27 protein-coding genes are annotated in these 26,011 nt (G+C 63.6%); 14 read left to right on the forward strand and 13 right to left on the reverse strand.

Annotation, left to right across the window (positions count from 1 at the left end; all coding sequences use genetic code 11):
- Window positions 1-11: 11 nt before the first annotated feature.
- Window positions 12-908 carry a LysR family transcriptional regulator gene (locus ACYG9Z_RS06660; RefSeq protein WP_023671970.1) on the reverse strand — a complete coding sequence of 299 codons (897 nt, stop codon included), beginning with the start codon at window positions 906-908 and terminating at the stop codon, window positions 12-14.
- Between the two features lie 80 nt (window positions 909-988).
- Window positions 989-1,963 carry a thioredoxin-disulfide reductase gene (trxB, locus tag ACYG9Z_RS06665; RefSeq protein WP_023705868.1) on the reverse strand — a complete coding sequence of 325 codons (975 nt, stop codon included), beginning with the start codon at window positions 1,961-1,963 and terminating at the stop codon, window positions 989-991.
- A 257-nt stretch (window positions 1,964-2,220) separates the two neighbouring features.
- Between trxB and ACYG9Z_RS06670 the strand changes: the two genes are divergently transcribed.
- Complete coding sequence (locus ACYG9Z_RS06670; protein WP_023751221.1) at window positions 2,221-2,700, forward strand: Lrp/AsnC family transcriptional regulator; 480 nt, start codon at window positions 2,221-2,223, stop codon at window positions 2,698-2,700.
- 5 nt (window positions 2,701-2,705) lie between these two features.
- On the opposite strand, the gene ACYG9Z_RS06675 is transcribed toward ACYG9Z_RS06670, so the two are convergent.
- The 4 genes from ACYG9Z_RS06675 to ACYG9Z_RS06690 all read right to left on the reverse strand — a co-directional run bounded on the left by ACYG9Z_RS06675 (window position 2,706) and on the right by ACYG9Z_RS06690 (window position 6,177).
- Window positions 2,706-3,353, reverse strand: coding sequence for a D-glycero-alpha-D-manno-heptose-1,7-bisphosphate 7-phosphatase (locus tag ACYG9Z_RS06675; protein ID WP_023683759.1), 648 nt, complete (start codon window positions 3,351-3,353; stop codon window positions 2,706-2,708).
- A complete protein-coding gene (locus ACYG9Z_RS06680; protein ID WP_023683758.1) occupies window positions 3,346-3,918 on the reverse strand; it encodes a D-sedoheptulose-7-phosphate isomerase in 573 nt (190 codons plus the stop codon). Before ACYG9Z_RS06680 ends, ACYG9Z_RS06675 begins: the two co-directional genes overlap by 8 nt.
- Before the next feature lie 8 nt (window positions 3,919-3,926).
- Window positions 3,927-5,420 carry a D-glycero-beta-D-manno-heptose-7-phosphate kinase gene (gene rfaE1, locus ACYG9Z_RS06685; protein ID WP_023751222.1) on the reverse strand — a complete coding sequence of 498 codons (1,494 nt, stop codon included), beginning with the start codon at window positions 5,418-5,420 and terminating at the stop codon, window positions 3,927-3,929.
- 124 nt (window positions 5,421-5,544) lie between these two features.
- Window positions 5,545-6,177: a LysE family translocator gene (locus ACYG9Z_RS06690; RefSeq protein WP_023671977.1), complete on the reverse strand. Its 633-nt coding sequence runs from the start codon at window positions 6,175-6,177 to the stop codon at window positions 5,545-5,547.
- A gap of 134 nt (window positions 6,178-6,311) precedes the next feature.
- Between ACYG9Z_RS06690 and rfaD the strand changes: the two genes are divergently transcribed.
- From rfaD to waaC, 3 genes are read left to right on the forward strand one after another with little or no spacing between them, the layout of a single operon-like run.
- Window positions 6,312-7,262 carry an ADP-glyceromanno-heptose 6-epimerase gene (gene rfaD, locus ACYG9Z_RS06695; protein ID WP_023683756.1) on the forward strand — a complete coding sequence of 317 codons (951 nt, stop codon included), beginning with the start codon at window positions 6,312-6,314 and terminating at the stop codon, window positions 7,260-7,262.
- A complete protein-coding gene (gene waaF / locus ACYG9Z_RS06700) occupies window positions 7,235-8,242 on the forward strand; it encodes a lipopolysaccharide heptosyltransferase II (RefSeq protein WP_023683755.1) in 1,008 nt (335 codons plus the stop codon). Before rfaD ends, waaF begins: the two co-directional genes overlap by 28 nt.
- Window positions 8,239-9,213: a lipopolysaccharide heptosyltransferase I gene (waaC, locus tag ACYG9Z_RS06705; protein WP_023683754.1), complete on the forward strand. Its 975-nt coding sequence runs from the start codon at window positions 8,239-8,241 to the stop codon at window positions 9,211-9,213. The genes waaF and waaC overlap by 4 nt, the downstream gene beginning before the upstream one ends.
- 23 nt (window positions 9,214-9,236) lie before the next feature.
- On the opposite strand, the gene greA is transcribed toward waaC, so the two are convergent.
- Window positions 9,237-9,710 (reverse strand): transcription elongation factor GreA, encoded by a 474-nt coding sequence (gene greA / locus ACYG9Z_RS06710; protein WP_023683753.1) that lies wholly within the window; start codon window positions 9,708-9,710, stop codon window positions 9,237-9,239.
- 288 nt (window positions 9,711-9,998) lie between these two features.
- Entirely contained in the window at window positions 9,999-10,535 is a 537-nt protein-coding gene (locus ACYG9Z_RS06715) for a tetratricopeptide repeat protein (RefSeq protein WP_023741092.1), read from the reverse strand.
- Window positions 10,536-10,764: 229 nt separating this feature from the next.
- Between ACYG9Z_RS06715 and ACYG9Z_RS06720 the strand changes: the two genes are divergently transcribed.
- The 3 genes from ACYG9Z_RS06720 to ACYG9Z_RS06730 all read left to right on the forward strand — a co-directional run bounded on the left by ACYG9Z_RS06720 (window position 10,765) and on the right by ACYG9Z_RS06730 (window position 13,383).
- Complete coding sequence (locus ACYG9Z_RS06720) at window positions 10,765-11,190, forward strand: DUF3775 domain-containing protein (RefSeq protein WP_023683751.1); 426 nt, start codon at window positions 10,765-10,767, stop codon at window positions 11,188-11,190.
- A gap of 198 nt (window positions 11,191-11,388) precedes the next feature.
- Window positions 11,389-12,465: an extensin-like domain-containing protein gene (locus ACYG9Z_RS06725; protein WP_023751223.1), complete on the forward strand. Its 1,077-nt coding sequence runs from the start codon at window positions 11,389-11,391 to the stop codon at window positions 12,463-12,465.
- A 132-nt stretch (window positions 12,466-12,597) separates the two neighbouring features.
- Window positions 12,598-13,383: an extensin-like domain-containing protein gene (locus ACYG9Z_RS06730; RefSeq protein WP_023737838.1), complete on the forward strand. Its 786-nt coding sequence runs from the start codon at window positions 12,598-12,600 to the stop codon at window positions 13,381-13,383.
- 13 nt (window positions 13,384-13,396) lie between these two features.
- Here ACYG9Z_RS06730 and ACYG9Z_RS06735 read toward each other — a convergent pair whose 3' ends face one another.
- Complete coding sequence (locus ACYG9Z_RS06735; protein WP_023751224.1) at window positions 13,397-14,122, reverse strand: gamma-glutamylcyclotransferase; 726 nt, start codon at window positions 14,120-14,122, stop codon at window positions 13,397-13,399.
- Window positions 14,123-14,234: 112 nt separating this feature from the next.
- Here ACYG9Z_RS06735 and ACYG9Z_RS06740 point away from each other — a divergent pair, with 112 nt between their 5' ends.
- Together ACYG9Z_RS06740 and ACYG9Z_RS06745 are read left to right on the forward strand one after the other, a co-directional pair.
- On the forward strand, window positions 14,235-14,942 hold the full coding sequence (locus tag ACYG9Z_RS06740) for an LssY C-terminal domain-containing protein (protein WP_352824589.1): 708 nt from the start codon (window positions 14,235-14,237) through the stop codon (window positions 14,940-14,942).
- A 70-nt stretch (window positions 14,943-15,012) separates the two neighbouring features.
- Window positions 15,013-16,323 (forward strand): hemolysin family protein, encoded by a 1,311-nt coding sequence (locus tag ACYG9Z_RS06745; protein ID WP_023689708.1) that lies wholly within the window; start codon window positions 15,013-15,015, stop codon window positions 16,321-16,323.
- Window positions 16,324-16,351: 28 nt separating this feature from the next.
- Here ACYG9Z_RS06745 and ACYG9Z_RS06750 read toward each other — a convergent pair whose 3' ends face one another.
- Entirely contained in the window at window positions 16,352-17,230 is an 879-nt protein-coding gene (locus ACYG9Z_RS06750) for a DMT family transporter (protein ID WP_023701605.1), read from the reverse strand.
- A 258-nt stretch (window positions 17,231-17,488) separates the two neighbouring features.
- On the opposite strand from ACYG9Z_RS06750, the gene ACYG9Z_RS06755 reads away from it, so the two are divergent.
- Window positions 17,489-18,784: a glucoamylase family protein gene (locus ACYG9Z_RS06755; protein WP_023701604.1), complete on the forward strand. Its 1,296-nt coding sequence runs from the start codon at window positions 17,489-17,491 to the stop codon at window positions 18,782-18,784.
- A 165-nt stretch (window positions 18,785-18,949) separates the two neighbouring features.
- On the opposite strand, the gene ACYG9Z_RS06760 is transcribed toward ACYG9Z_RS06755, so the two are convergent.
- Complete coding sequence (locus tag ACYG9Z_RS06760; RefSeq protein ID WP_023671992.1) at window positions 18,950-19,555, reverse strand: NADPH-dependent FMN reductase; 606 nt, start codon at window positions 19,553-19,555, stop codon at window positions 18,950-18,952.
- Between the two features lie 89 nt (window positions 19,556-19,644).
- On the opposite strand from ACYG9Z_RS06760, the gene ACYG9Z_RS06765 reads away from it, so the two are divergent.
- A complete protein-coding gene (locus tag ACYG9Z_RS06765; protein WP_023683744.1) occupies window positions 19,645-20,013 on the forward strand; it encodes a winged helix-turn-helix transcriptional regulator in 369 nt (122 codons plus the stop codon).
- Between the two features lie 500 nt (window positions 20,014-20,513).
- On the opposite strand, the gene ACYG9Z_RS06770 is transcribed toward ACYG9Z_RS06765, so the two are convergent.
- A complete protein-coding gene (locus ACYG9Z_RS06770; protein ID WP_023671995.1) occupies window positions 20,514-20,909 on the reverse strand; it encodes an acyl-CoA thioesterase in 396 nt (131 codons plus the stop codon).
- A 224-nt stretch (window positions 20,910-21,133) separates the two neighbouring features.
- On the opposite strand from ACYG9Z_RS06770, the gene ACYG9Z_RS06775 reads away from it, so the two are divergent.
- Genes ACYG9Z_RS06775 through ACYG9Z_RS06785 form a run of 3 tightly spaced genes read left to right on the forward strand, consistent with a single transcriptional unit; the run spans window position 21,134 to window position 24,875 of the window.
- Window positions 21,134-22,750, forward strand: coding sequence for a GMC family oxidoreductase (locus ACYG9Z_RS06775; protein ID WP_023751225.1), 1,617 nt, complete (start codon window positions 21,134-21,136; stop codon window positions 22,748-22,750).
- Entirely contained in the window at window positions 22,747-23,961 is a 1,215-nt protein-coding gene (locus tag ACYG9Z_RS06780; protein WP_023751226.1) for a mandelate racemase/muconate lactonizing enzyme family protein, read from the forward strand. The genes ACYG9Z_RS06775 and ACYG9Z_RS06780 overlap by 4 nt, the downstream gene beginning before the upstream one ends.
- A complete protein-coding gene (locus ACYG9Z_RS06785; RefSeq protein ID WP_023683741.1) occupies window positions 23,958-24,875 on the forward strand; it encodes an NAD(P)-dependent oxidoreductase in 918 nt (305 codons plus the stop codon). Before ACYG9Z_RS06780 ends, ACYG9Z_RS06785 begins: the two co-directional genes overlap by 4 nt.
- Before the next feature lie 92 nt (window positions 24,876-24,967).
- Here the strand turns inward: ACYG9Z_RS06785 and ACYG9Z_RS06790 are convergent, their stop codons facing one another.
- On the reverse strand, window positions 24,968-25,906 hold the full coding sequence (locus ACYG9Z_RS06790; protein ID WP_023683740.1) for a diacylglycerol/lipid kinase family protein: 939 nt from the start codon (window positions 25,904-25,906) through the stop codon (window positions 24,968-24,970).
- Window positions 25,907-26,011: the final 105 nt, after the last annotated feature.

The raw sequence follows: 26,011 nt of genomic DNA on the forward strand, positions 1-26,011 counted from the left end.
CAAGGGCATGTTTAAAATGACCAGCTGCGCGCTTTGGCGATGATGAAGTCGCGGAAGACGTGCAGCTTGGCCTGGTTCTTCATCGCATCGGGATAGGCGAAATAGGTGTCGAAGGACGGCACCTCGGTCTCCGGCAAAAGCTGCACCAGATCCGATTCCTTGGAGATCACGTAGTCGGGCAGCATGGCGATGCCGGCGCCGCCCTGCACTGCGCGCTTGATCGACAAGATGTCGTTGATCTGCAGCGTCGGCACCCTTTGCCCGCCGTCGAAATCGCCGATCGTCTCCAGCCAGTTCAGCTCCGACAGATGCGACGGCACCGGCACGCCGAAAGTGACGATGCGATGGTTCTTCAGATCGGCGACCGAGGTCGGCTTGCCGTGCTTGCCGACATAGGACGGCGAGGCATAGAGGTGGAAATGCACGGTGAACAGGCGGCGCTGGATAAGGTCGGGCTGCTGCGGCTGGCGCAGCCGTATCGCGCAGTCGGCCTGGCGCATGGTGAGGTCGAGTTCCTCATTGGCGAGGATCAGCTGCAGGCTGATTTCCGGATAGAGCTCGATGAATTCCTGTACCCGCTCGGTCAGCCAGCCGGCGCCGAGCCCGACGGTGGTCGTTACCCTCAGCACGCCGGAGGGCCGGTCCTTGGCCTCGGTCAGCTTCGACTTGATGGTCTCCAGCTTCATCAGCACGTCATGCGCCGTGCGGAACAGCATTTCGCCCTGCTCGGTCAGCACCAGGCCGCGGGCATGGCGATTGAACAGCGGCACCCCGACATCATGTTCGAGCGCGCTGACCTGGCGTGAAATCGCCGATTGCGACAGGTGCAAAGTCTCGGCGGCATGGGTAAACGACCCAGCCTCCGCCGCTGCGTGAAACACGCGAAGCTTGTCCCAGTCCAACGCCATTGAGCTCCCCTCGTTCTGTTTTTGGCGTCTGAATGAAAAATCAGGCTTTTGAACGGCTTGCGACGCCGTCTTGATAGATTTTATTCCGCCGCTTCGCGGTGCACCTCGATGCCGGCCAGGTATTTTTCCGCCTCGAGCGCGGCCATGCAGCCGAGCCCGGCGGCGGTCACCGCCTGACGGTAGATGTCGTCGGTCACGTCGCCGGCGGCGAACACGCCGGGAACGTCCGTGCGGGTCGAATTCGGCGCCGTCCACAGATAGCCGTTCGGCTTCTGCTTCAGCTTGCCGACAAACAATTCCACCGCCGGCGCATGGCCGATCGCCACGAACACGCCGTCCACCTGGAGATGGGTGACCTCGCCGGTCACCGCATTTCTGAGCTTCAGCCCTTCGACCGAAGGCGGCAGCGGCGTCTTGCCAGGCCGGCCGGTGATCTCGTCGACGATCGTGTCCCAGATGACTCGGACATTGTCCTTTTTCAGCAGCCGCTCACGCAGGATGCGCTCGGCGCGGAAATCGTTGCGCCGGTGGATGACGGTCACGCTCTTCGCCAGATTGGAGAGATAGAGCGCCTCCTCCACCGCCGAATTGCCGCCGCCGATGACAGCGACATCCTTGCCGCGATAGAAAAAACCATCGCAGGTGGCGCAGGCCGACACGCCGAAGCCCATGAAGGTCTGTTCGGTGGGGATGCCCAGCCATTTCGCCTGTGCGCCGGTGGCAATGATCAGCGCGTCGGCCGTGTAGGTGGTGCCGGAATCGCCCGTGGCGCGGAACGGCCGCACATTGAGGTCAACCTCGGTGATGATGTCGTTGATGATATCGGTGCCGACATGCTCGGCCTGCTTCAGCATCTGCTCCATCAGCCACGGGCCCTGGATCGGATCGGCGAAGCCTGGATAGTTTTCGACATCGGTGGTGATCATCAGCTGCCCGCCCTGCTGCAAGCCTGCTACGAGCATCGGCTTGAGCATGGCGCGCGCGGCGTAGACCGCGGCGGTATAGCCGGCCGGGCCGGAACCGATAATAAGGACAGGCGCGTGCTTGGTGGTCATCTAAAGCCTCTGCGGGGGCAGACAATCGAGTGTGCCTTGGAAAAAGACGTGAAATGGTGCTGGTAATGTAAGGGTTGCCAACCACGCCAGCAAGACGATCAGGCCGTCGTCCCCGGAAAGCTTCGGCCCACAGGCGCATTCACGCAGTGGCCGCTTTCGTTGCGGTTGCAAAATCGCCCGACCAAGGGCTGGCATCGACACAAAAGTCGTTTAAGGACGAGATCGCGAAAGATTCTTGCGCCTAAGCCGAGACCGCCATGCTCCTGAAAGCCGACCTCGACGCCATCGACTGGAAGATTCTGCGCGAGCTTCAGGCCGACGGGCGCATGACCAATGTCGAACTGTCGAGCCGTGTCGGCATTTCCGCCCCGCCCTGCCTGCGCCGTGTCCGGCGGCTGGAGGAAAGCGGCATCATCAGAGGCTATCGCGCCTTGCTCAACGCGCCGGCGCTCGGCATGGATGTCGTCGCCTTCTGCCTGATCGGCCTGCATCACCAGGCCGACGCGGAGCTTAAAACCTTCGCCGAGCGCACGCGCGGCTGGCCGATCGTGCGCGATGCCTGGATGGTCTCGGGCGAATCCGACTTCCTGCTGCATTGCGTGGCGAGCGATCTAGGCACGTTCCAGACCTTCGTCATTGAAGAACTGGCCTCGGCCCCCAATGTCGACACGGTGCGCACCGCGCTGACCATCCGCCGCGTCAAGGACGAAGGGCTGGTGGCGTTCAGCGCCCCATGATCGTCCTAGATTCGGGCGAGCGACTCGATAGCCCCCAAAAGCGCTACCAGATCATCGGGGTTGCGCAGCGGCAGAACCTCGAAGCCCGGCTCATTATTTCCCTCGCCATCCACCAGCCAGCCGCGCGGCAGGCCGGCACGTTGTCCGGCCTGCATATCCGCGGGCTTGTCGCCGACGATCAGCGAGCGTGTGAGATCGAGGCCGAGGCGCTGCTGGGCCTCGAGCAGCATGCCCGGATTGGGCTTGCGCATCGGGTGGTCGGCGACCGCCAGTGACCCGCTGCCCGCCTCGTGGTAGGCGCAGGCCAGAACCATGTCGACGAAGGCATCGCCGGCGGCAAGCAGCTCGAGAACCCGGCCGTTGACCGCGGCAAATTCCTTCCAGCCGAAATAGCCGCGCGCGATGCCGGACTGGTTGGTGACGATGACGACCGGGATGTTGCCCCGGTTGGCGGCGGCGATGACCGACACGATGCCGTCGCGCAGCACCATTTTGCCGGGATCGTCGGGATAACCCGTATCGACATTGATGGTGCCGTCGCGGTCGAAGAACAGCGCCGGCGTCCCAGCGAGAAAGGACTGCATACCCACCCGCTCAACCCACAGGCCGGGTTCAGCCAGCGGGTATGGACCGTAGGCCCCGGTGTCAGCCATTTGACAGACGGTCTTCCACCACCTCGCAGAGATAGTGGTAGAGGCAGAGATGTCCCTGCTGGATGATCGGCGTCGAGGTCGAGGGCACGTTGAGCAGTATGTCGGTGAGCGGCTTCAGCTTGCCGCCGGTGTCGCCGGTCAGGCTGATCACCGTCATGTCCATCATCCGTGCCTGTTCGGCGGCAGCCAGAATGCTCGGCGAATTGCCGCTGGTCGAAATGGCGAGCAGCACGCCACCGGCCGCGCCATGCGCCTCGACCTGGCGCGAAAACACCGTGTCGAAGCCGTAGTCGTTGCCCCAGGCGGTCAGCATCCCGGCGTTGGCCGGCAGCGCAATCACATTGTAGGCCTTGCGCTCCTTAAGGAAGCGGCCGACCAGTTCGGTGGCAATGTGGATGGCGTCGCTGGCCGAGCCGCCATTGCCGCAGACCAGCAGCGCCTTGCCCGAGGAAAGCGCGGCGACGACCGCACTCACAGCACGTTCCATCTCGGCGGTCAGGTCACGCTCGACTGTCGCGGTGATCGCGGCCGCCGAGCGGACCAGATAGTCATTCAGTCCGGGCATGAAATCCCTCAGTTGGTACCGCCGCCGGCGCGCAATTTGCCGATCGTGCCGGTGGTGCTCTTGCCGGCGACAAGGTCGACCAGGACGACGCGGCCTCCCGCCTTCTGCACCACATCGGCGCCGACAACGGTTTCGACGGTATAGTCGGCGCCCTTGACCAGAATGTCGGGCAGCAGCGCCTCGATCAGCGCCAGCGGCGTATCCTCTTCGAACACCACGACCGCATCGACCGAGGCCAGGGCGGCGAGCACGCAGGCACGATCATGCTGATCGTTGACCGGGCGCCCGGCGCCTTTCAGCCGACGCACCGAGGCATCGCTGTTGAGGCCGAGCACCAGCCGGTCGCACTGGCTGCGCGCCGCGTGCAGAAGACTGACATGGCCGGCATGCAATATGTCGAAACAGCCATTGGTGAAGCCGACGCTCAGGCCCTCGTCCTTCCACGCCGCTACCATGCGCGCGGCCGATGCGGCATCGAGGATGGCGTCCTTGTGGGCGGTCGGGCCGTGCGAGCGGAACAGCGCGCCGGTGAGTTCCTCCACGGTCAGCCGCGCGGTGCCGCGTTTGCCGACCACCACACCGCCGGCGGCATTGGCGATGGAGGCGGCCATGATGCGATCGGCGCCCGCGGCCAGAGCCAGCGCGAAGCTCGCGATGACCGTATCGCCGGCGCCCGAAACGTCGAACACTTCGCGCGCCTGGGTGGCGATGTGGCGCGCCTCATCCGCGCCGACGACGCTCATGCCCTTTTCGCTGCGGGTGGCGACGACGAAGTCGAAGCCATGTGCCGAAATCAGCTGGCGTGCCGCCGCGACGATCTCGTCGTCGGCGAAAACCGGGCGACCGACAGCTTCGCCAAGCTCCTTGCGGTTGGGCGTGATGGCGGTCGCGCCGGCATAGCGCGCATAGTCGCGGCCCTTGGGATCGACCAGCACCGGTTTTCCCGCCTCGCGGCAGATGGCGATCAGGTCGGCGGCGACGCCGTCGAGCAAGATGCCCTTGCCATAGTCGGACAGAATGACGATGTCGGCGCGCGTGAGTGCGGCGCGAAAATGCCGGACCAGGTCCGCCCGTTCCTTGTCGTCGAGCGGCTTGATCTCTTCCTCATCGAAGCGCAGCACCTGCTGATTGAGCGCGCTGAAGCGGCTCTTCGACGACGTCATGCGACCGCGCTCCTGCGCCATATCAGCCGTATCGGCGCCGAGTTCGCGCAGCAGGCGCACCAGATTGTCGCCGGCCATATCGGTGCCGATCACCGATATGGGAATAGCGCTGGCACCCAGCGAGACGATGTTGGCGACAACGTTGCCTGCGCCGCCCATCGTCGAGGTCTCGCCGCGCCCGTGCAGCACCGGGATCGGCGCTTCCGGCGAGATGCGCTCGATGACGCCGTTGACGAAACGGTCGAGGATGAAGTCGCCGACCACCAGCACGGCAACGTCGCCAAAGCGGGCAATGGCGCGGTGCAAAGGTTCGGGCGAAGGCGGATTGTGCTTGATCATGTCACTGGCAATGCGAGGGAAAGGCCGACCTCAATCACGCTGAAAATTGTCAATTTACGGGCCGGATCGTTCATGGCGAAGCCGATATACCGCAAATCCGCGCAGCGCAACGTCAGGGCGGCCGTCAGCTCTTCTGCAACGCGACGTGGACGCCCAGTCCGACCAGCACCGCCCCGCCCGCCCTCTGCATGATGCGCTGCGCACGGCTGGAGCGCTTCAGCCGGGCGATCACCATGCCTGCCAGCAACACGCAGACAATATCTGCCGAAGAGAACATTAGATTGACGATGGTGCCCAGCACGACGAATTGCAGCCACACCGGGAAACCCGCCGAGGCATCGATGAACTGTGGCAGGAACGCCATGAAGAAGATCGCCGTCTTCGGATTGAGCACTTCGACGGTGATGCTCTCGAAAAATGCCCGGCGCGCCGATTTGCGCTCGATCGCCGGCAGCGCCGTATCACCGTCCCCGCGCTTGCGGAACAAGGACACGCCAAGCCAGATCAGATAGAGCGCGCCGATGAGCTTGACCGCCATGTAGAGCGGCGGCACCGCATGGAAGAGCACCGACAGCCCGGCGGCAGCCGCAAAGACATGGAAATAACCGCCAAGATGGATGCCAAGTGCCGCCGTCAGCCCCGACCAGCGCCCGCGCGCCATGGTCTGCGCGGCGGCATAGAGCATCGCCGGTCCTGGAATATAGGCAAAGATCGCCGTGGTGGCGAAAAACGCAATGAGCAGTTCGGTCGACGGCATTTTTTGTCCCCTAGCTTGCGGGCCTCGAATAAAGCGGGCCGCTCCGCGGTCTCACTATGGCGTCGTGGTGCTTCATCGACAGCCCGGCTGCCCTCCCTTATAAGGACCGGAAACGCAAGCAACCAGAGGCCTTCATGATCATCGTCACGGGCGGGGCCGGCATGATCGGCTCCAACATCGTCGCCGCACTCAATGCCGAAGGCCATGATGACATCCTCGTCGTCGACGACCTCACCGACGGCCACAAGATCGCCAACCTGGCCGATTTGCAGATAGCCGACTATCTCGACAAGGACGAATTCTTGGCCACCTTGGAAGCCGGCGACCTAGGCCGCGTCGAGGCCGTCTTCCACCAGGGCGCCTGCTCGACCACCACGGAATGGAACGGCAAGTTCATGATGGACGTGAACTACGCCTTCTCAAAGCGCTTGCTGCATGGCTGTCTTTCGCTGCGCATACCGTTCCTCTATGCCTCCTCGGCTTCCGTCTACGGCGGCGGTTCGGAGTTTCGCGAGGATCCCGCACTTGAGCGGCCGCTCAACGTCTACGCCTATTCGAAGAAACTATTCGACGACTATGTCAGGCGCACCGTGTTCGACACCGATCATTCGCAGGTCGCGGGCCTGCGCTACTTCAACGTCTATGGCCCGCGCGAGGCGCACAAGGGCGCCATGGCCTCGGTCGCCTTCCATCTGTTCAATCAGGTCGGGCGCGGCGAAAACCCAAAGCTGTTCGGCGCCCATGACGGCTTCGGCCCCGGCGAACAAAGCCGCGACTTCATTCACGTCGGCGATGTCGCCGACGTCAATCTGTGGCTGTGGAAGCGCGGCTCGAGCGGCATCTTCAACTGCGGCACCGGCCGCGCCCAGCCGTTCCGCGCCATTGCCGAGACCGTGATCGATACGCTGGGCCAGGGCGAGATCGAGTTCATCGAATTCCCCGATCACCTCAAGGGCAGCTACCAGAGTTTTACCCAGGCTGATATGTCCCGCTTGCGCGCAGCCGGCTATAATGGGCAATTCCGCAGCGTGGAAACTGGCGTCAGAGACTATGTCGAATGGCTGAAAGCCCAACGATCCTCGTGATCGGCCCACGCTGGGTGGGCGATATGGTCATGGCTCAGTGCCTGTTCTCGGCATTGAAGGAGCTCCATCCCAACGCCGCCATCGACGTGCTTGCCCCGGCCTGGGCGGCCCCGCTGGTCAAGCGCATGCCCGAGATTCGCCAGCAGATCGATTTCCCGCTGCAACCCGGCGCGCTTGAATTCATCATTCGCCGCCGCTTCGGCCGCCTGCTGCGCGGCCGCTACGACATGGCCTACGTCCTGCCGGGTAGCTGGAAATCGGCGCTGATCCCGTTCTTTGCCCGCATTCCGCGCCGTTTCGGCAATTTGCGCGAAATGCGCTATGGCCTGCTGACCGACATCTTGCCGCTGCCAGATGCCGTCAAACGGCACACCGCGCAGGCCTATTTTGGCCTCGCCCAAGGCGGACATTTCCGGCCGCCGCGGCTCACTGTCGACGCCGGCAATCAGAAAGAGCTGCTCGCTCGCTTCGCACTTCAGCCGGGAAAATTCGTCGCCATGATGCCCGGCGCCGAATTCGGTCCGGCCAAACGCTGGCCTAGCGAAAGCTATGCCGGCCTCGCCAGAGAGATGATGGCGAAAGGATTCAAGGTCGCGTTGTTCGGCTCGAAGAACGATCGCGACGTCACCGCCGAGATCGCAGCACTCGCGCCCGGTGTCGTCGATCTGGCAGGAAAGACGCGGCTGGAGGACGCCATCGACCTGATCGCCGCGGCCAGGCTGGCGGTGTCCAACGACAGCGGGCTGATGCATGTCGCGGCCGCCGTCGGCACGCCGGTCGTTGCCGTCTACGGTTCGACCTCGCCGGAAAACACGCCGCCGTTGGCTGAACAGCGCGAACTGATCTGGTTGCATCTGTCCTGTTCGCCCTGCCACCGGAAGGTCTGTCCGCTCGGCCACCTCAACTGCCTGAAGACGCTGGACGTTGCCCGAGTGGCAGCGGCGGCGGACAGGTTGCTGGAACTCCCGGCCGCCGCATGAAGGTGTTGATCGTCAAGACCTCCTCGATGGGCGACGTCATCCACACCTTCCCCGCCGTCGAAGATGCACGCCGCAAGCGCCCCGATATCGCCTTCGACTGGTGCGTCGAAGAGGCCTTTGCCGGCATCGTCGCGCTGCATCCGGCGATAGCAAAGATCCATACCGTCGCCATCCGGCGCTGGCGCAAGCATCTGTTCAACGCCGGCACATGGCGGGAGGCGACAAGCTTGCGCCGCGCTCTGCAAGCAGGCGAGTACGACCTCGTCATCGATGCGCAGGGGCTGCTGAAATCGGCCCTGGTGGCGAAACAGGCAGCGGCACCAATCGCAGGTTTCGACCGCGCAAGCGCGCGGGAGCCCTCGGCAACGTTGTTTTACCAGCGCAAATACGCCGTGCCGCGCAACCTGCACGCCATCGAACGCACGCGCCGGCTGTTCGGGCTGGCGCTCGGCTACGAGCCCGATCTTTCGGCGCTCGCATCCGGGATTGTGCCGCCTCCCGGCGGCCTGGCCGGCATTGACGGCAAGACGGCCTTCCTGCTGCACGGCACCAGCCGCGAGGACAAGAAATGGCCCGCCGAAGACTGGATCGAAACGGCTCGCCTGCTGGTTGGTAGCGGAATGACGCCGGTCACCACCTGGTCGAACGAGCGTGAGAAGGCGGTGGCCAAGGCGATCTCGAAAGCCGTGCCGTCAACGATCGTGGTGCCGAGATCGCCGCTGGCAGACATTGCCGCGATCCTTGGCCGCTCGACGCTGGTTATCGGCGCCGACACCGGTTTGACCCACCTCGCCAGCGCCTTCGGCCTGCCGACGGTCGCGGTGTTCCTGGCGACCGAGCCGGGTTTGACCGGCCCGCGCGGGCAATATGCCTCAACGTTGCTGGCCGCAGCGGGGGAGCGCCTCATGCCGGCACAGGTGGTGCCGGAAGCAGAAAAGCTATTAGCCCTTAAGCTCCAAGCTTCGGCATAGGACCTTCCAGCAATTCTGAGGTGCTAGATAAATTGCACCTGGACGATCTCATAACCCCTGGCGCCGCCGGGGGCGTTGACCTCGATGGCGTCGCCGACTTCCTTGCCGATCAGCGCGCGCGCGATCGGCGAGGAGATCGAAATACGGCCCGATTTCACATCCGCTTCCTGGTCGCCGACAATCTGGTAGGTCTTCTTTTCCTCGGTGTCCTCGTCGACCAGCACCACCGTGGCGCCGAACTTGACCTTGTCGCCGCTAAGCTTGGTGACGTCGATCACCTCGGCCCGAGCAATATAGTCTTCCAGTTCGTTGACACGGCCCTCATTGAGGCTCTGCGCCTCTTTGGCGGCATGATATTCGGCATTTTCGGACAGGTCGCCATGCGAGCGCGCTTCGGAGATCGCCTCGATGATACGCGGCCGCTCTTGCTGCTGGCGCCAGCGCAGTTCTTCCTTCAATGACGCGAACCCCTCGCCTGTCATCGGGACCTTGTTCATGATGCCTGACCTTTCCTGCCGCCACCCCCGCATTTCGGGGAAAGCCTTGTCGATGGGTATAAAAAGAAAACGGGTCCGGCAGCCTCGGGCTAACGGAACCGTTTCACCGCAATTTTCCCCAATATAGCGATCCTCGCGCGTTTTTCACGCTGAAAAAGCAGGCTTTTTGAAAAATCATGAGCCGACTTGCGCAATTGCCGTCACGGCATGTGCAGCGTGTTGCAGTTGCGACAACAAAAACCGGCTGCGATTGCTCGCAGCCGGCCCAGAGAAGCCGTTGGGGTGGGGTCAGCTTCTCATGAAATGGTAGATCTGTTCGGCCAGCATGCCGTATTCGCGGGAACCTTTGCCCGTCCGCTTCTCGATCTCGGCCAGCTGCGCCTGGGCGCCGGCCAGGTCGCCGATCTGCAGATGGGCCTCGCCGAGATATTCGCGCACCAGCGTGTAATCCGGGTTGATGCGGAGCGCTTCCTCGTAATAGCCGAGGCCGACGGTGACACGGCCGGAATGGCGATGCGAATAGCCGAGATAGTTGAGGATGCGTGGATCCTGCTTGTTGGCGGCAAGGCTGAGCACGGCGATCGCCTCGTCATAACGCCCGGCCATGGCCAGGTCGTGACCAGCATCGTAGATGTTGTCGTCGTCCAGCATGCCGTACTTCGGCGCGACGCATTTCTGCTTTTTCTTGTCCCAGACCTGCCCCTTCTTGCACTGGGTGGTGGTCTCGGTACCACCGCCACCGCCGCCGGCCGCAAACACCGGAACCGCAAAGAACTGCAGCGCCACAAGCGCCGCAGCCGCCTGGATCAACACTCTTTTATGCATCGAAGCCTCCTTGAGGGATAATGACGATCTTGAGGGAAAATGACGATAATGAAAAGCTAACGCCGGGATGCAGACTTTTCATCCCGGAAACCCGCAGCCGCCGAAACTATTTGTGCGGCCGTGCCTAACCTGAATTCGGTCAAAGGCGGGAGCCAGGGATCAGAACATGACGTGACGCGCGCTGCAAATCCGCTATCATTCGGGAAATGATCAGCGGGGGTGCCCGAGAGTGCAACAGCGCCGTGAGCGGGAATGGGAGCTATCGATCGGCCCGGACACCGTGCGCCTGTTCATTCTCAAGGCAAAGGGACTGAGTGCTGCCGTCAACGAAGACTATGCCGACGGTGCCGAGCATGAGGTCGAGCTCGATGGTGAATCACATGCCAATCACCACCATGACGGTCTGGCGGAGGAAAGCGCGGAAGACCTCACCGAGGAAGAGCTGCGCGAGCTGATCAACGACCTCAACGTCGACGAAGCGGCCGAGTTGATCGCGCTGGCCTGGGTCGGCCGCGGCGACTATGACGCAGCGGAATGGTCCGATGCGGTTGCCGCCGCGCGCGACCGCGCCAACAAGCGCACGGCGAAATACCTGCTCGGCATGCCGCTTTTGGCCGACTGGCTGGAAGAAGGGCTGGAAGCGATTGGCGCGTAACGACGTCGTTACCGTTCGTGATGGGCCGCAGGCAACCTCCGGGCGTTCGCGCCGTTGAGGACGATGGGGTCTGTTGTACTTTCCCGAACATGCAGGGTTGCACTGGTCATGGTCGTCACGGCTCTGCTGCTGACGCACCTGCTGACGCAAGCCGACGCCAAACAGCGCAAGAAGCATTACACGCCGCTGTCACAGCGGTTGGAGCAGTTGTTTTCACCGCGGGTCGACTCGCATCCTAAGCCGCGCAGCAAACACCGCCAGAAGCCCAGGCCACAGCGGCACATCCCGCCAAAGCAGGTGGAACAAAAGACCCCGGATAAAGAGCCCTCGCCCGCCGATGTTCCGGTGCAGCCCTCGCGCGTTGTCCCGCTGCCCGAGGCGCGTCCTTCAGAGGCGCCGAAGACCGGCGCGGCACCGATCGAAAAGCAAAAGGCCGAAGGTCCGAACCCCCTTGGCGCGCCCGACCGGTCCAATGACGATCGATTCAACGAAGAAAAGTCCCGTTTTAAAAAGCAGGCGCGGCCCGGACCGTCAGCCCCGAAGCCGTCGACCGATAGGCAAAGCGAGCCCGAGCCGCCGGCCGCGGTGCCGATTCCGACACAAAAGCCAGACACTCCGGAACCTGAAGCTCAGCCGCCGGCCGTTGCTCCGCAGCCACCTGAAAAACCCGATGCCGGCGACAAGAAGATGCTGCCTGATCCGCGCTCGGCCGATTTGCCCGATGAAAAAATGCCGGCGGCGGAAGTCGCCTGTCGCGAGCGGCTGACGGCCCTTGGTGTCGAATTCGAGGAGCATAAGGCGGAAAGCAATCCCGACATCGGCTGCTCGATCCCCTATCCCCTGCTGCTGAAGTCGCTCGGAAAATCCATCGCCATCGGCCCCGCGACCGAACTCAACTGCCCGATGGCCGAGGCGGCAGCCCGCTTTGCCGCCGAAATCATACAGCCGGCGGCGAAAGCCGAGTTCGGAGCCGACCTGAAATCGATCAACCAGGCATCGGCCTTTGTCTGCCGGCCGCGCAACGGCACGCGCCATCTGTCGGAACATGCCTTCGGCAACGCGCTCGATATTGCCAGCTTCACGTTGTCGGATGGCAGAAAGGTCGAAGTCGGTCCAACGCCGCCCGAGAAGGACGGCAAATTCCTCAATGCGGTGCGCAAGGCCGCCTGCGGACCGTTCAAGACCGTGCTTGGACCGGGCGCGGACCCGGACCATTCCCTGCATTTCCATCTCGATCTCGAACCGCGCCGGAATGGTGGCACTTTCTGCCAGTGATGGCCCTTCAGTGATCGTCATGCCGGTGATGGTCTGGCTGCCGCATTTCGGCCGCAGGCATGAACGGGAACGCTGAGTTTTCCTTTACCCTTGATCGTTAAAATCCCACCGATCAAGGACAGGATTCCGCCCATGGCCGCAATATTTCGCGCCGCGAAGGCAAAAAGCGCAGCGATACTGGCCACCGGTCTTGCGCTGGCCGCCGTTTCGGCTTGCAACACTGGCAGCGTGCTGTCGCTGCAGCCGGCCGTCGATGTCGGCTCGCAGACCGCGGCCGTGCCGCAATATGAAGGCATGCAGAAGCTCGTCCCGTCCAATCCCTATATGACTGCCGCCTATCCGCGCATGGACGAGCCGATGTCGGAGCCGCAGCAGATGCCGGCCAGCGAAACCGATTGCCGTGGCGAGCTGAAGCGCCTTCGCGTCGTCTACACCGATGTCCAGCCGATCCATGAGGGACAGTGCGGCATAGACTGGCCGGTCAAGGTCTCCGCCATCGGCGGCATCCAGATGAAGCCCGCCGCAACATTGACCTGCGACATGGCCGCAAGTTTCGCCGCCTGGACCAGCAACGAACTGGTTCCCTCCGCCCGCTGGCGTTATTTCTCGGGCGTCAAGACCATCCACCAGGGCTCAAGCTATTCCTGCCGCAACATCGCCGGCGAAGGTGTCCTGTCCGAGCACGGCAAGGGCAACGCCCTCGACGTCATGAGCATCGAGCTCAACAACGGCGACGACATCGACGTGCGCAAGCCCGGCCTGTTTGCCTTCCGCACCCGCGGCTTCCTCAACAATGTGCGTGCCGACGGCTGCCAGTATTTCACCACCGTGCTCGGTCCCGGCTACAATTACGATCACCGCAACCATTTCCATTTCGACATCAAGAACCGCAAAAGCGGCTACCGCGCCTGCCGCTAAGGCGTTTCACCGTTCAGAAACAGTCGGGATTGGCGTTCCTGGTGGAAGCGATGATTTGCTGGGCCACCAGATCCTGGATGCGCCAAAGGTTCCTGTCGCGGATACCGCTCTCTTCCAACTTGCTGACGGTTCGGAACAGGTATTGAGCCGACGAGCCCCAATGCCCGGCAGCCCGCGCCAGCGTGTCGGCAACCTGCTCCAATGGCAGCCGGCCGGCATAGGCCCTCCCGTCTGGCGCGGCGACGAAAGCCAAGACCAGCAACGGCCCATCCTTGGTCTTGACCTTGATCCAGCATGGCACGTTAGTCGGCGGATTGGCATCGATCTCGCGGCGCATCAACTGGCCAAGTAGCCCGAAATGGTCTTCCGCGGGCAGCCGATAGACGATGCCGTTGCAGCTGCCGCCTCGATCGAGCGCCAGCATCAGCGCCGGCAAATCACGGGTTCCGCGCCAACGGGTCAGCGTCAGGCAGAACGAGCGGTGCCATCCTGGCGCCGTGGCCGGGCGCTGCTCGACATGGGCAAATTCGGGGTTCCAGATCAACGACCCGTAGGCAAAGACCCATAGCGCTTCAGGCCGATGCTCCGACAGAAGTTGCTCGACAAGACTATCGAACTCCGCGTCTGTATGCTCGGTTGTTCCGGGCTCGGGACCCGGATCCGGTTCGACACGCTCGACCCTTGCGACAAGGTCCGCGGTCAATGCCATCGAGCTGCGACCCACCGGCTTCTTATCCATTCCTGCTCACCCCCCGCAAAAACGATGGCCGACGATAGAACGGCTGCTCGCCGCTGGCCATTGATTTCCAGGGTCCGTCAGGCACAGATACCGCACTGATCGGGCCGCTTTCATGAGCCGACGAAGCCTGCAACGACGCGCATTGACCTGGCTCGCCGCTCTTCTGGCGGTCTGGCTGGCCCTCGCCTATGTCGCCGCGCCGGAATTCTGGACGGTTCGCGACCGCGGCTTTCGCACGCAGACTTTCGAGATGGTGACACACACGCCGCAAGGCATTCCGGGCGACCCGATCAATATCGGCCTTGTCGGTACCGAAAAAGAGATGGTCCATGCCTTCGCCATGGCCGGATGGGATACGGCCGATGGCGTGACGCTAAAGACCGCGATCGAAATCGGTGAGAGCGTGCTGTTCGACCATCCCTATCCTGACGCCCCGGTCAGCCGGCTGCTGTTCGAAGGCCGCGCCCAGGATCTCGCCTTCGAAAAGCCGGTCGGCGGCAGCGCCGACCGGCGCCATCATGTCCGCTTCTGGCGCAGCGATGCGACCGGCGACGACGGCCGAACGCTCTGGATGGGCTCGGCCAGCTTCGACCGCGGCGTTGGTCTCAGCCACGATACCGGCGCCATCACCCACCATATCGCCCCTGACATCGACGCCGAGCGCGATCTCGTGATCCATGACGTGTCGGCGGCCGGCATGGTGATCTCGGTGAGCGACATCCCGGGCATCGGCGCCACCACGACTGGACGCAACGGCGGCGGCGATCCCTATTTCACCGACGGCAAGACTCTTGTCGGGGTGCTCAGGCAATTCCCCTGAACCACCGTCATTTCCCAAAAATCATCGCGGACTATTTTCCTGCGGCCCGCCGCAATGCTATTGAGCCCTGATGCTATACGTCGAAATCGCCACCGTGGTCGTCCTCATCTGTGTGAACGGCCTTCTGTCGATGTCCGAGCTCGCCATCGTGTCGTCGCGCCCGGCGCGGCTCAAGGCGATGATCGACCGCGGCGTCAATGGCGCCGGGCGTGCGCTGACGCTCGGCTCCAATCCCGGCAAATTCCTGTCGTCGGTGCAGATCGGCATCACTCTGGTCGGCGTGCTGTCAGGCGCCTTCTCCGGCGCCACGCTGGGCGACAGGCTTTCGGTGTACCTGGCCACGACCGGCATGCGCGAAAACATCGCCGACCCGCTCGGCGTCGGCATTGTCGTTGCGATCATTACCTATTTCTCGCTGATCGTCGGCGAGCTGGTGCCCAAGCAGATCGCGCTGCGCGATCCCGAGCGTGTTGCGGCCCGCGCGGCGCCTGCGATGACCATCCTAGCCACCGTCTCGGCGCCGCTGGTGTTCCTGCTCGACATTTCCGGCCGCGCCATATTGTGGCTGCTTGGCCAGCGCGGCGAGAGCGAGGAGAAAGTCACCGACGAAGAGATCAAGATGCTGGTCGCCGAGGCCGAGCACCACGGCACCATCGAATCCGACGAGCGGCGCATGATCGCCGGCGTCATGCGGCTCGGCGATCGCGCCGTGCGCGCCGTGATGACGCCGCGCACCGAGGTCGACTGGATCAATTTGCAGTCCGATGAGGGTGCCATCCGCAAGCTCTTGATGGAGACCCAGCATTCGCGCCTGCCGGCCGGCGATGGCGGCGTCGACGTCATGGTTGGCGTTGTTCAGACGCGCGACGTGCTGGCCGCCCTGCTCGCCGGCCGCGCACTCGATCCGCGCAAGCATGTGCGCGCCGCCCCCATCGTCTACGATCAGGCCGACGCGCTGGATGTGCTGCAGAAGCTGAAGGAATCCGACGTGCCGATGGCGCTGGTGCATGACGAATACGGCCATTTCGAAGGGATCGTCACACCTGCCGACATTCTCGAGGCCATCACCGGCGTCTTCCGCGCCGACCTTGATGCCGGCGACGAGGAAAACGCCGTCAAGCGCGAGGACGGCTCATGGCTGCTCGCGGGATACATGCAAGCCGACGAGATGGCTGACGTTCTCGGTATCGACCTGCCGGAAAATCGCGATTACGAGACCGTCGCCGGTTATGTGCTGTCGCACATGCACCATCTGCCGGCGACCGGCGAATGCGTCGACGCGCAAGGCTGGCGTTTCGAGGTCGTCGACCTCGACGGCCGCCGCATCGACAAGCTGATCGCCACCCGGCTGCCCAGCGGCCATCGCGAAGTGGTGCGTTGACGCTCTGCCGTCAAAGCGAATAGCGCGCTCAGACCGCGGCTTCGATCGGTTCGGCAAGCTTCGGATTGGAGCGCGAGGCGATCAGGCAACTGGCCACGATCAGGGCCGCTCCAGCCAGCGTGGTCCAGGTCGCCGCCTCGTCGAAGAACAGCCAGCCAAACACGATCGCCCAGATGAAGGCAGAATACTCCGTCGGGATCAGATATTGCGCTTCGGCCCGCGCGTAGGACCAGCTCATCAGGAACTGGCCGGAGAGCGACAGCGCCGTCACCCCGGCCAGCGGAAGCCAGAGATTGCCCGGCAGGGCAACCGCGAGCCAGGGAGCGGCGGGGAGAAGGACGGCGGCAACGCACAGGTTCTGGAACAGCATGATCTCGACTGGCTTGGCCACCAGCGCCTGCCGCCGCGAGAGGATCAGATTGTAGGCGTAGAACACCGTCGATGCGAGCACCGCCACCGTGCCAAGCAGGGCATCCCCGGTATAATTCCCTTGCCCGAACTGTCCGGCCATGATGATGACGACGCCGGCGATGCCCGCCAGCGACGCCCAGATCGCCTGGCGCTGTATGCGTTCGCCCAAAAGCAGCGCCGCCAGCAGGAGAGCGAACAGCGGCGCGACGAAACTAAGCCCGATCCCATCCGCTAGCGGCAATCTGGCAAGGCCCCAGAAGAACGACAGCAGAACGATGCCCACGATCACGGCGCGCAGCGCGTGTAGCCGCAGCACGGAAGGCGTGGGAAGGGAACGCGGCCCCGCCGCCCAGGCCGTGCCCGCGACCACGCTCGCAAGCATGCTTCGCCACAGCACCGTGTTGTAGACACCGACGGCGATGACCAGGATTTTCATCGCCGCATCCATGGCGGACAGAAGGAAGATCGCAAGTGCACAGACCAGCACCGGGGTCATGGGGGAAACGACGCCTGACAGGCTGGGTGACTTCACGGGGCATGCTCATGTGATGGATCGCAGCCGGATATATCAGGGGAGGACGGCCAGGCCAGATGGCAGGGCCGTGCATATGGCGGTCCAACCGATCTTCGCAGCCCCTCGATTTGAATTCGGTGCGTCGGCAGCGCCTTTCGCTATCGGCCCCAGCCTGCCCTCACCCATGATTGATCCGCTGGGCGAATGGCAAAAGCAGCCAAAGCCTCTATATCGATTGTCATGGATGCATCGAACGAACACGCGCTAAACGACGAGCTTCTCCAAGATATCCAGCGCCTGTCCTTCGAGTATTTTCTCAACGAGGCCAACCCTGCCAACGGCCTGGTCGCCGACCGCAACACGCAGGCGTCGCCTGCCAGCATAGCCGCCGTCGGGCTCGCTTTGTCGTCCTATCCCGTCGGTGTCGAGCGCGGTTTCATGACGCGCGATGCCGCAATCGAGCGGACGCTCGCCACGCTTCGCTTCTTCTGGAACGCCCCGCACGGGCCGGAGCCCGATGCCACCGGCTACAAAGGTTTCTACTATCATTTCCTCGACATGAAGACCGGCCGCCGCGTCTGGAATTGCGAACTGTCCACGATCGATACCGCCCTTTTGCTTGCCGGTGTTCTGGCCGCCGGCGCTTATTTCGACGAGGACGATGAGCTCGAACTGGAAATCCGCCAGCTTGCCGATGCGCTCTACCGCCGTGCCGACTGGCGCTGGGCGCAGAACGGCGGCGCCACCGTCACCCATGGCTGGCGGCCTGGAAAAGGCTTTCTCCGCTACCGCTGGGAAGGATTTGACGAGGCGCTGATCCTGTACGTCCTGGGTCTCGGTTCGCCGACCCACTCGCTAACTCCCGAGAGCTACGCGGCCTGGCTGTCCACTTACAAATGGAAGACCATCTACGGCCGCGAGATGGTCTATGCCGGCCCGCTTTTCATCCACCAGTTCTCGCATATCTGGATCGATTTTCGCGACATCCGCGATGCCTTCATGCGCGATCACGACCGGGACTATTTCGAAAACAGCCGCCAGGCGACGTATCTGCAGCGCGATTACGCAATCCGCAATCCGAGGGGGTTCGCGGGCTATGGCGAGAATTGCTGGGGCGTCACCGCCAGCGACGGCCCAGGTCCGATCGCGCGGCGAGCCGATGGACGCCGCTTCTTCGGTTATCTCGCCCGCGGCGCACCGTTTGGCCCCGATGACGGCACGCTGTCGCCATGGGCGGCAATCGCCTCCTTGCCTTTTGCGCCGGAAATCGTGCTGCCGGCGCTGCGCCATTTCCACGAGATGGACCTGCGCGACGGCAACCCTTACGGCTTCACCGCGAGCTTCAACCCGACGATCGCTGCCGACGACGGCCGCGCCTGCGGTTGGGTATCGCCGGACCATGTCGGCATCAACCAGGGGCCGATCGCCCTGATGATCGAGAACTACCGGTCCGACTTCCTGTGGCGATTGATGCGCCGCGTGCCGGCCATCACCACAGGACTGCGCCGGGCCGGGTTTTCCGGCGGTTGGCTGTGACAGGCGGCGATCCTTCGCGCGGGATCGTCAAGGCATCAGCGCGACCTTGCCGGTCCGACTCCACCATCCGGCCAAGGGAGCCGAGAGCGCCTCTTCACGTGAATGAAAAAGGGCGGCGCAAACGCCGCCCTTTGGAAAAATCATCGGTCCTTGGGAGGATAAGGCTCAGGCCGCCTGGGCTTCGCCGGCAATCGCGTCGGCCTGACGCGCTGCCTTGAGCACGCGGGCCCACCAGGCAACGTCGTTGACCAGCGCCGTGGCAGCCTGGTTCAGATGCTCGATCTCCTCGAGCTTCTTCTCGCCCTGGCGCACCGCCAGGAAATCGCTCCAGGCAATGTGAACGGCGGATTTGACCGGCGCCATCTGCAATTCGACCGCGGCAAGACGCAAATGTTCGACAGCGCGCGAGCCGCCGACGCTGCCATAGCCGACGAAACCGGCCGGCTTCTTGTTCCATTCATTGGCGGCGTAATCGATGGCGTTCTTCAGCACGGCCGTCGGGCCATGATTGTATTCGGCGGCGGTGAAGATGAAGCCGTCGAATTCGGCGACCTTCTTTTGCCAGCGCTGGGCAACTTCGTTCTGCGACGGCGCCCAGGCGGACGAGGCGACCTCGTCGAAGAAGGGCAGCGGCCAGTCGCGCAGGTCGACGGTCTCGACGTCGATGTCGGCATGAGATTTCGCGATCTTGGCGATCCACTGGGCGGGCACATCGGCGAAACGCGCGGCGCGTGTCGAACCGACGACGATGGCGATTTTGGGCTTGGACATGGGGCTCTCCATATATGCAAAAGCTGGTATCGTTTGGATACCGGCGCTATATGAGATACTGACAAATGGCAGCGCAAGGAGGCACCGTTATGTTACTGAGGCACCCGCACAACACCGAAGACTGCCGCGCCGTCTCGGAAATCCTGCAGCGCGTCGGCGACAAATGGACCGTTCTGGTCGTCGGCAAGCTGGGCGGCGGACCGCTGCGTTTCAATGAGTTGCGCGCCGCTGTCGGCGGCATTTCGCAGAAGATGCTGACCACCACCTTGCGCGGTCTTGAGCGCGACGGCTTCGTCACCCGAACCGTGTTCCCGACCATCCCGCCACGCGTCGACTATGAGCTGACGGAGCTCGGCCATGAGCTGCTGGTGCCGGTCGGCGCGCTCGGCGAATGGGCGCGGAAGAACACCTCGCGGGTCCAGGCGGCGCGTGAAAGATTCGATGGCGTGCACGCCTGAAAACCGTTGCCCAGCAATAGTTTACGGATTTTGCCGTCGACGACGCGTACCCGGGTTTAACTGGATCCGCCCTGGCATCGTTGGTCGCGCCATCGCGACATAGCTGCAGCGTTTCGTTCGCCGGCGCATGATCATTTTGAGGCTGACGAGGTCTTCCGCTGACGGGCCCTCAGGCCTTTGACGCAGGGTTGCTGCAACACACTGCGCCGCACGTCTCTACCCTTGCAGACCGCTGGGCAGTCCGCTCGTTGCCAACGGTCCGGTCGTGCGTGCAGGCAACGCTTGGAAGCTCTTTCCTGATCTCGGTATAAGCGGTCGTGCCAAGCAGGCAGATCACCGCGACGAGGGCCGCCACGAGCCAGCCGTTCAGCATGTGTTGACGCATTGTCTTCCCTCCGCCGCCCGCAGAATCGGATGTGAAGGCAACCATTGGATGTCGCGCAGCGCATCGCCCGCGCGGGGGATGTTACATAAGCGCAAGCTTGGCAGAATCGACGATGTCAACTTTCGGTTGGAATCGGCTTCGGCTTGCCGTCGCTATCCAGCGCCACCATGACGAAATCGGCGTGGGTGACCTTCTCCATCAGGTCGGAGAGGTAGCGTTGCGCCCAGGCCTCGACCTTGAGCGTCATGGAGGTGCGGCCGACGCGCTCGACATGGGTGTAGATGCACAGCGTGTCGCCGATCTTCATCGCCTTGGCGAAGGACATTTCCTTGACAGCCGCCGTCACCACGCGACCCTTGGCCCGCTCGGCCGCACGGATGCCGCAGGCAAGATCCATCTGCGCCATCACCCAACCGCCAAAGATGTCGCCGGCCGCATTTGCATCGGCCGGCATGGCGAGCGTACGCAAGGTCAGATCGCCGATCGGCCGTCCGTCCGCGTAATGCACCATCTGCCGGATCCCCTGAAACGATTGCCCTCGATCCCCTAGCGTCATGGACCCAAGAGGTCAACGCGACGGGCGAGGCTCCCGGCGCAATGTCGGTTCCATGGCAGCTTTTCCGGCCAGGCGTCTCACGGTCGCATTTTTCACAACGCATGCCGGAAGGCACCGCGACTTCGGAAGCCTGCCGCGGATAGGCTGCAGCCAGTTTTGCGGAGCCGCCGACACCAATCATGCAGACCTATGACTTCATCATCGTCGGCTCCGGCTCAGCCGGCTCGGTTCTCGCCGACAGGCTGTCGGCTTCCGGCCGTTACTCCGTGCTGGTGCTGGAAGCCGGCGGCAGCGACCGCCGCTTCTATGTCCAGATGCCGCTTGGCTACGGCAAGACTTTCTTCGACCCCGCGGTCAACTGGAACTACAAGCCCGAGCCGGACCCCGGCCTTGCCGGCAATGTCGACCATTGGCCGCGCGGCAAGCTGCTTGGCGGCTCAAGCTCGATCAACGCCATGGTCTGGATCCGAGGCGCGCGCGAGGATTTTGATGACTGGCGCGATGCCGGCAATCCCGGTTGGGGTTATGACGATCTGTTGCCGGGCTTCAAGGCGCTTGAGGACAATGAGGCCGGCGCCGACAGATGGCGCGGCACCGGCGGGCCGCTGCATATCACCGACACGACGAACGCCGTCCATCCGCTGACCAGGCGCTACCTCGCAGCCGGCCAGCAGGCTGGGCTGCCGCTCAACCCTGACTTCAACGGCGCCGCCCAGGAAGGCGTCGGCACCTACCAGATCTCCACCAAAAACGGCCGCCGCATGTCGGCCGTGCGCGCCTTCCTGCGCCCCGCGATGAAGCGCAAAAACGTCCGCGTCGAGACGAATGCGCTGGCGAGCAGGATCCTGTTCGAGGGCAAGCGAGCCGTCGGCATCGAATATCTGCAGAATGGCGAGACCAAGACGGCGCGGGCCGGCCGCGAAGTCATCCTGTCCGCCGGCTCGATCAACTCGCCGCAGCTCTTGCAACTTTCCGGCGTCGGCCCCTCGTCACTGCTCATGGGGCTTGGCATCCCGGTCGTCCACGCCAACGAAAATGTCGGCGCGCATCTGCAGGACCATGTCGGCATCAACTATACCTTCAAGGGAAACGTGCCGACGCTCAACCAAATCCTGCGGCCCTGGTGGGGCAAGCTGCTGGTCGGCATGCAGTACATCCTCACCCGCTCCGGCCCGCTGTCGCTGTCGATGAACCATGGCGGCGGCTTCTTCCGAACCGACCCGGCGTTTTCGCGCCCCAACATGCAGCTTTATTTCCAGGCTTTCTCGACCGTCATTCCGAAGAGCGGCGAGCGGCCGATCCTGACGCCAGATCCGTGGCCGGGCTTTTCCATCGGCCTCTCCAACTGCCGCCCGTCCAGCCGCGGCGAGATCATGATCCGCTCCAGCAATCCGCTGGACTATCCCAGGATCGTCGCCAACGCCTATTCCACCAACGCCGATGTCGACGAGATGCTGGCGGCGGTGAAATTCGTGCGCAAGATAGCCTCGATGCCCGCCATGGCCGAGATCATCACTGAGGAGGTTTTGCCAGGCCCATCGATCCAATCGGATGCCGACCTGATCCAGGATTTCAGGAAGCGCTCAGGCACCGTCTATCACCCGGTCTCGACCTGCCGCATGGGGCCGGACGCCGGGGCCGCCGTCGTCGACCCGCGCCTGAAAGTGCACGGGCTCGAAGGTCTGCGCGTAATCGACGCCTCGATCTTTCCCGCCAACATCACCGGCAACACCAACGCCGCCTCGGTCATGACCGGATGGAAGGGCGCCGAACTGGTTCTGGAGGACCAAAAATGAAGATCACCGACGTCAAGACCTGGGTAGTCGGCAACCCGCCGCCCGGCATCGGCGGCAAGTATTTCATCTTCGTCAAGCTGACCACCGATGGCGGCGTCGTCGGTTACGGCGAGGCCTACAACGCCACCTTCTCGGCTCACATAACAGCGAAGCTGGTCGAGGACATGGCCGAGCGTTACCTGATCGGCCACGATCCGCATGACATCGAGACCTTCTTCCGCCGCGCCTATTCCTCAGGATTTACCCAGCGCCCCGACGTTACCGGCATGGGCTGTTTCTCGGCGCTGGAAATGGCCTGCTGGGACATTGTCGGCAAGGAAGCCGACAAGCCGGTCTACAAACTGCTCGGCGGCCAGGTGCACGAGACGCTGCGCTCCTACACCTATCTCTATCCGCACACCGGCAGCGTCCATTCGGAGGACGCGCCGGACGGCCGGAACGTCTACAATGACCCCGAATTGGCGGCCGCCTGCGCGCTCGAATATGTCGAGCAGGGGTTCAACGCCGTCAAGCTCGACCCGGCAGGCCCCTACACCGCCTTCGACGGCCACCAGCCGCGCCTGATCGACATCGATGTCTCCACCCGCATGGTCAAGGCGGTCCGCGAAGCGGTCGGCACCCGCGCCGATATTCTGTTCGGCACGCATGGCCAGTTCACCGCGTCGGGTGCGCTGCGGATGGCACGCGCGATCGAGCCCTACGATCCCTTGTGGTTCGAAGAGCCGGTGCCGCCCGACATGCCCGAAGTGATGGCTCAGGTGGCGCGAGGCACGTCGATCCCGATCGCCACCGGCGAGCGGCTAACGACCAAGTTCGAATTCGCCCGAATCATCGAGAACCGCGCCGCCACCATCCTGCAACCGGACCTTGGCCGTTCCGGCGGCATTCTCGAAACCAAGAAGATCGCCGCCATGGCCGAGGCATACCACATCCAGATCGCGCCGCACTGCTATTGTGGGCCGATCGTTGGGGCCGCCAACATCCAGCTGGCGGTGACGCTGCCCAATTTCCTCATCCTGGAATCGCTGAAGCAGTGGGACGGCTTCCACGCGACACTGCTCAAGAAGAAGATCGAATGGCAGGACGGCAATGTCATTCCATCGAAGGAGCCGGGCCTCGGCGTCGAGCTGGACGAAGCGGTCTGCGACGCGCATCCCTACACCGGCAAGGACCTGCATTTGCAGATGATGCAAACGCCGCTGATGCCGTGAGCGAACGCTACGCCTTCATCGGCCTTGGCCATCTCGGCGGCAACCTTGCCGCCAGCCTGTTGCGCAACGGTTTTGTCGTCATCGTCTTCGACCGCGACCCCGCCGCCGTCGAGCGCCTCGTGGCGCTCGGCGCCACGGCCGCGACCAGCCCGGCCGAAGCGGCGGCACAGGCCGGCAATGCCATCACTTGCCTGCCCTCGCCCAAGGTCAGCGAAGCGGTGCTGGCTAATGCCGGCGGCCTGCTCGAGGGTCTGCCCAGGGGCGGCTCCTGGATCGAGATGTCGACCAACGGCCGCGACGAGATCCTGCGCCTCGCCGCCCTCGCCGCGGCCAAAGGCATCGAGACGCTGGAGTGCCCGGTCACCGGCGGCGTGCATCTGGCCGCGGTCGGAAAGATCACCGCGCTTGTCGGCGGCGATGCTGCGCTTTACGAGCGCCATCGTCCGGCCATCGAAGCGATGTGCGCAAAGTCGTTCCTGATGGGTCCGGTCGGCTCCGCGGCGGTGATCAAGGTGATCACCAACATGCTGGCCTTCATCCATCTCGTCGCCGCCGGCGAGGCGCTGATGTTGGCCAAGCAAGGCGGCCTCGACCTCGCGCAATCCTACCACGCCATCGTCGCCTCCTCCGGCAACAGCTTCGTCCATGAGACCGAAAGCCAGCTCATCCTCAACGGCTCCTACGACATTGGCTTCACCATGGACCTGGCACTGAAGGACCTCGGCTTTGCGCTTGCGATGGGCAGAGAGTTCAGACTGCCACTCCAACTGGCGCCGCTTGTGAGTGAGATTTTCCTGATGGGCAAACAGGAATATGGCGGCGGCGCCTGGTCGACCCAGATCGTCAAACTGCTCGAGGATGCCGTCGACATGGATCTGCGCGCGCCCGGTTTCCCAGCCAAGCTGGAAAGCTAAGCCGGGTAAATATGTCCTGCGATTTCAGGCCTTTGGCCGGTTCGCCGGAATCGCCGCTCAAACCACCTGAATCAATCCCTCAACGCCTTGATTCAATATCTCAGCGTCAGCGCTCCGGGCAGGATCTCAAACGTCGCGGGTATACGCCCCGGCGACTCGCCATCTATGTCGACCAGCGCGCCGTTCTTCTCGACATCGCCGATAGGTTCGACCACCACTTTCCGGCCACGCAATATGGTGATGGCCGGATGGTTGCGGTGCCGGCCGCCATAGAGCAGCCGAATATCCCAGATCAGCTTCAGCTTGCCGGCCGCGCGCAGGATGACGATGTCGAACTGGCCGTCGGCGAGTTCGGCGTCCGGGGCGATCATCATGCCGCCGCCGAAGAACTTTCCGTTGGCGACCGCCACCAGCGCCATGCGCGCCTCGACCGGGGTGCCATCGTCGACGGTGATCCTGACGTCCTGGAAGCGGTAGCGGATGAACTCGACCACGGTGCGCCAGAAAAACAGCGCCTTGGCCGACATCCTGCCCTTGCGCTTGTCGGCATTGACCGCACGGTCCGTGGCGCCGGATAGGCCGAGGCTGGCGATATTGATGAAGTGCCGGCTGGCCAGCGCGCCATGGTCGTCGATGTAGCAGATGCGCCCTGCATCGACCTTGCGCGCCTTGGCTTCGGCGATCCGCTTCAGCACCGCATCCACCTCTTTCGGCAGCCCGAGCCCGCGCGCGAAATCGATGCCGGTGCCGCAAGGCAGCAAGGCAAGTTCGGTTGTCCGGCCGCTCTCATCGAATGCCTGCAGCAATCCGTCGGCCACCTCGCTGGCGGTGCCGTCGCCGCCGGCCGCGATCACCAGCTCGAAGCCGCTTGCCGCGAGGTCGAGCGCCAGCCTTTCGGCGTCGCCCTCGGCCTGCGTCTCGCGCAGCTCGAATTCGCCGAAATGCTTTTTCAGCGATGCGGCGACCTCCGGCCAATGCCGTTTCAGCCGGCCGCCGCCGGCAATCGGATTGAGCACCACCCCGACTTTCAATGCGCACCCTCCCCGCACCGAGCCGATAGGCTCGATGCTTTGCCGGCATTGAAGCCCGCGCCAGCCGGCGGAGCAAGGGGCACAGCCGATCAGGCGCCAAAAAGC

This window comes from Mesorhizobium sp. RSR380A (genome assembly GCF_054719385.1).

Coding starts and splice junctions, on each gene's coding strand:
- ACYG9Z_RS06660 (WP_023671970.1), bottom strand. CDS start 908: ATGGCGTTGGACTGGGACAAGCTTCGCGTGTTTCACGCAGCGGCGGAG.
- trxB (WP_023705868.1), bottom strand. CDS start 1,963: ATGACCACCAAGCACGCGCCTGTCCTTATTATCGGTTCCGGCCCGGCC.
- ACYG9Z_RS06670 (WP_023751221.1), top strand. CDS start 2,221: ATGCTCCTGAAAGCCGACCTCGACGCCATCGACTGGAAGATTCTGCGC.
- ACYG9Z_RS06675 (WP_023683759.1), bottom strand. CDS start 3,353: ATGGCTGACACCGGGGCCTACGGTCCATACCCGCTGGCTGAACCCGGC.
- ACYG9Z_RS06680 (WP_023683758.1), bottom strand. CDS start 3,918: ATGCCCGGACTGAATGACTATCTGGTCCGCTCGGCGGCCGCGATCACC.
- rfaE1 (WP_023751222.1), bottom strand. CDS start 5,420: ATGATCAAGCACAATCCGCCTTCGCCCGAACCTTTGCACCGCGCCATT.
- ACYG9Z_RS06690 (WP_023671977.1), bottom strand. CDS start 6,177: ATGCCGTCGACCGAACTGCTCATTGCGTTTTTCGCCACCACGGCGATC.
- rfaD (WP_023683756.1), top strand. CDS start 6,312: ATGATCATCGTCACGGGCGGGGCCGGCATGATCGGCTCCAACATCGTC.
- waaF (WP_023683755.1), top strand. CDS start 7,235: ATGGCTGAAAGCCCAACGATCCTCGTGATCGGCCCACGCTGGGTGGGC.
- waaC (WP_023683754.1), top strand. CDS start 8,239: ATGAAGGTGTTGATCGTCAAGACCTCCTCGATGGGCGACGTCATCCAC.
- greA (WP_023683753.1), bottom strand. CDS start 9,710: ATGAACAAGGTCCCGATGACAGGCGAGGGGTTCGCGTCATTGAAGGAA.
- ACYG9Z_RS06715 (WP_023741092.1), bottom strand. CDS start 10,535: ATGCATAAAAGAGTGTTGATCCAGGCGGCTGCGGCGCTTGTGGCGCTG.
- ACYG9Z_RS06730 (WP_023737838.1), top strand. CDS start 12,598: ATGGCCGCAATATTTCGCGCCGCGAAGGCAAAAAGCGCAGCGATACTG.
- ACYG9Z_RS06735 (WP_023751224.1), bottom strand. CDS start 14,122: ATGGATAAGAAGCCGGTGGGTCGCAGCTCGATGGCATTGACCGCGGAC.
- ACYG9Z_RS06740 (WP_352824589.1), top strand. CDS start 14,235: ATGAGCCGACGAAGCCTGCAACGACGCGCATTGACCTGGCTCGCCGCT.
- ACYG9Z_RS06745 (WP_023689708.1), top strand. CDS start 15,013: ATGCTATACGTCGAAATCGCCACCGTGGTCGTCCTCATCTGTGTGAAC.
- ACYG9Z_RS06750 (WP_023701605.1), bottom strand. CDS start 17,230: ATGACCCCGGTGCTGGTCTGTGCACTTGCGATCTTCCTTCTGTCCGCC.
- ACYG9Z_RS06755 (WP_023701604.1), top strand. CDS start 17,489: ATGGATGCATCGAACGAACACGCGCTAAACGACGAGCTTCTCCAAGAT.
- ACYG9Z_RS06760 (WP_023671992.1), bottom strand. CDS start 19,555: ATGTCCAAGCCCAAAATCGCCATCGTCGTCGGTTCGACACGCGCCGCG.
- ACYG9Z_RS06765 (WP_023683744.1), top strand. CDS start 19,645: ATGTTACTGAGGCACCCGCACAACACCGAAGACTGCCGCGCCGTCTCG.
- ACYG9Z_RS06770 (WP_023671995.1), bottom strand. CDS start 20,909: ATGGTGCATTACGCGGACGGACGGCCGATCGGCGATCTGACCTTGCGT.
- ACYG9Z_RS06775 (WP_023751225.1), top strand. CDS start 21,134: ATGCAGACCTATGACTTCATCATCGTCGGCTCCGGCTCAGCCGGCTCG.
- ACYG9Z_RS06780 (WP_023751226.1), top strand. CDS start 22,747: ATGAAGATCACCGACGTCAAGACCTGGGTAGTCGGCAACCCGCCGCCC.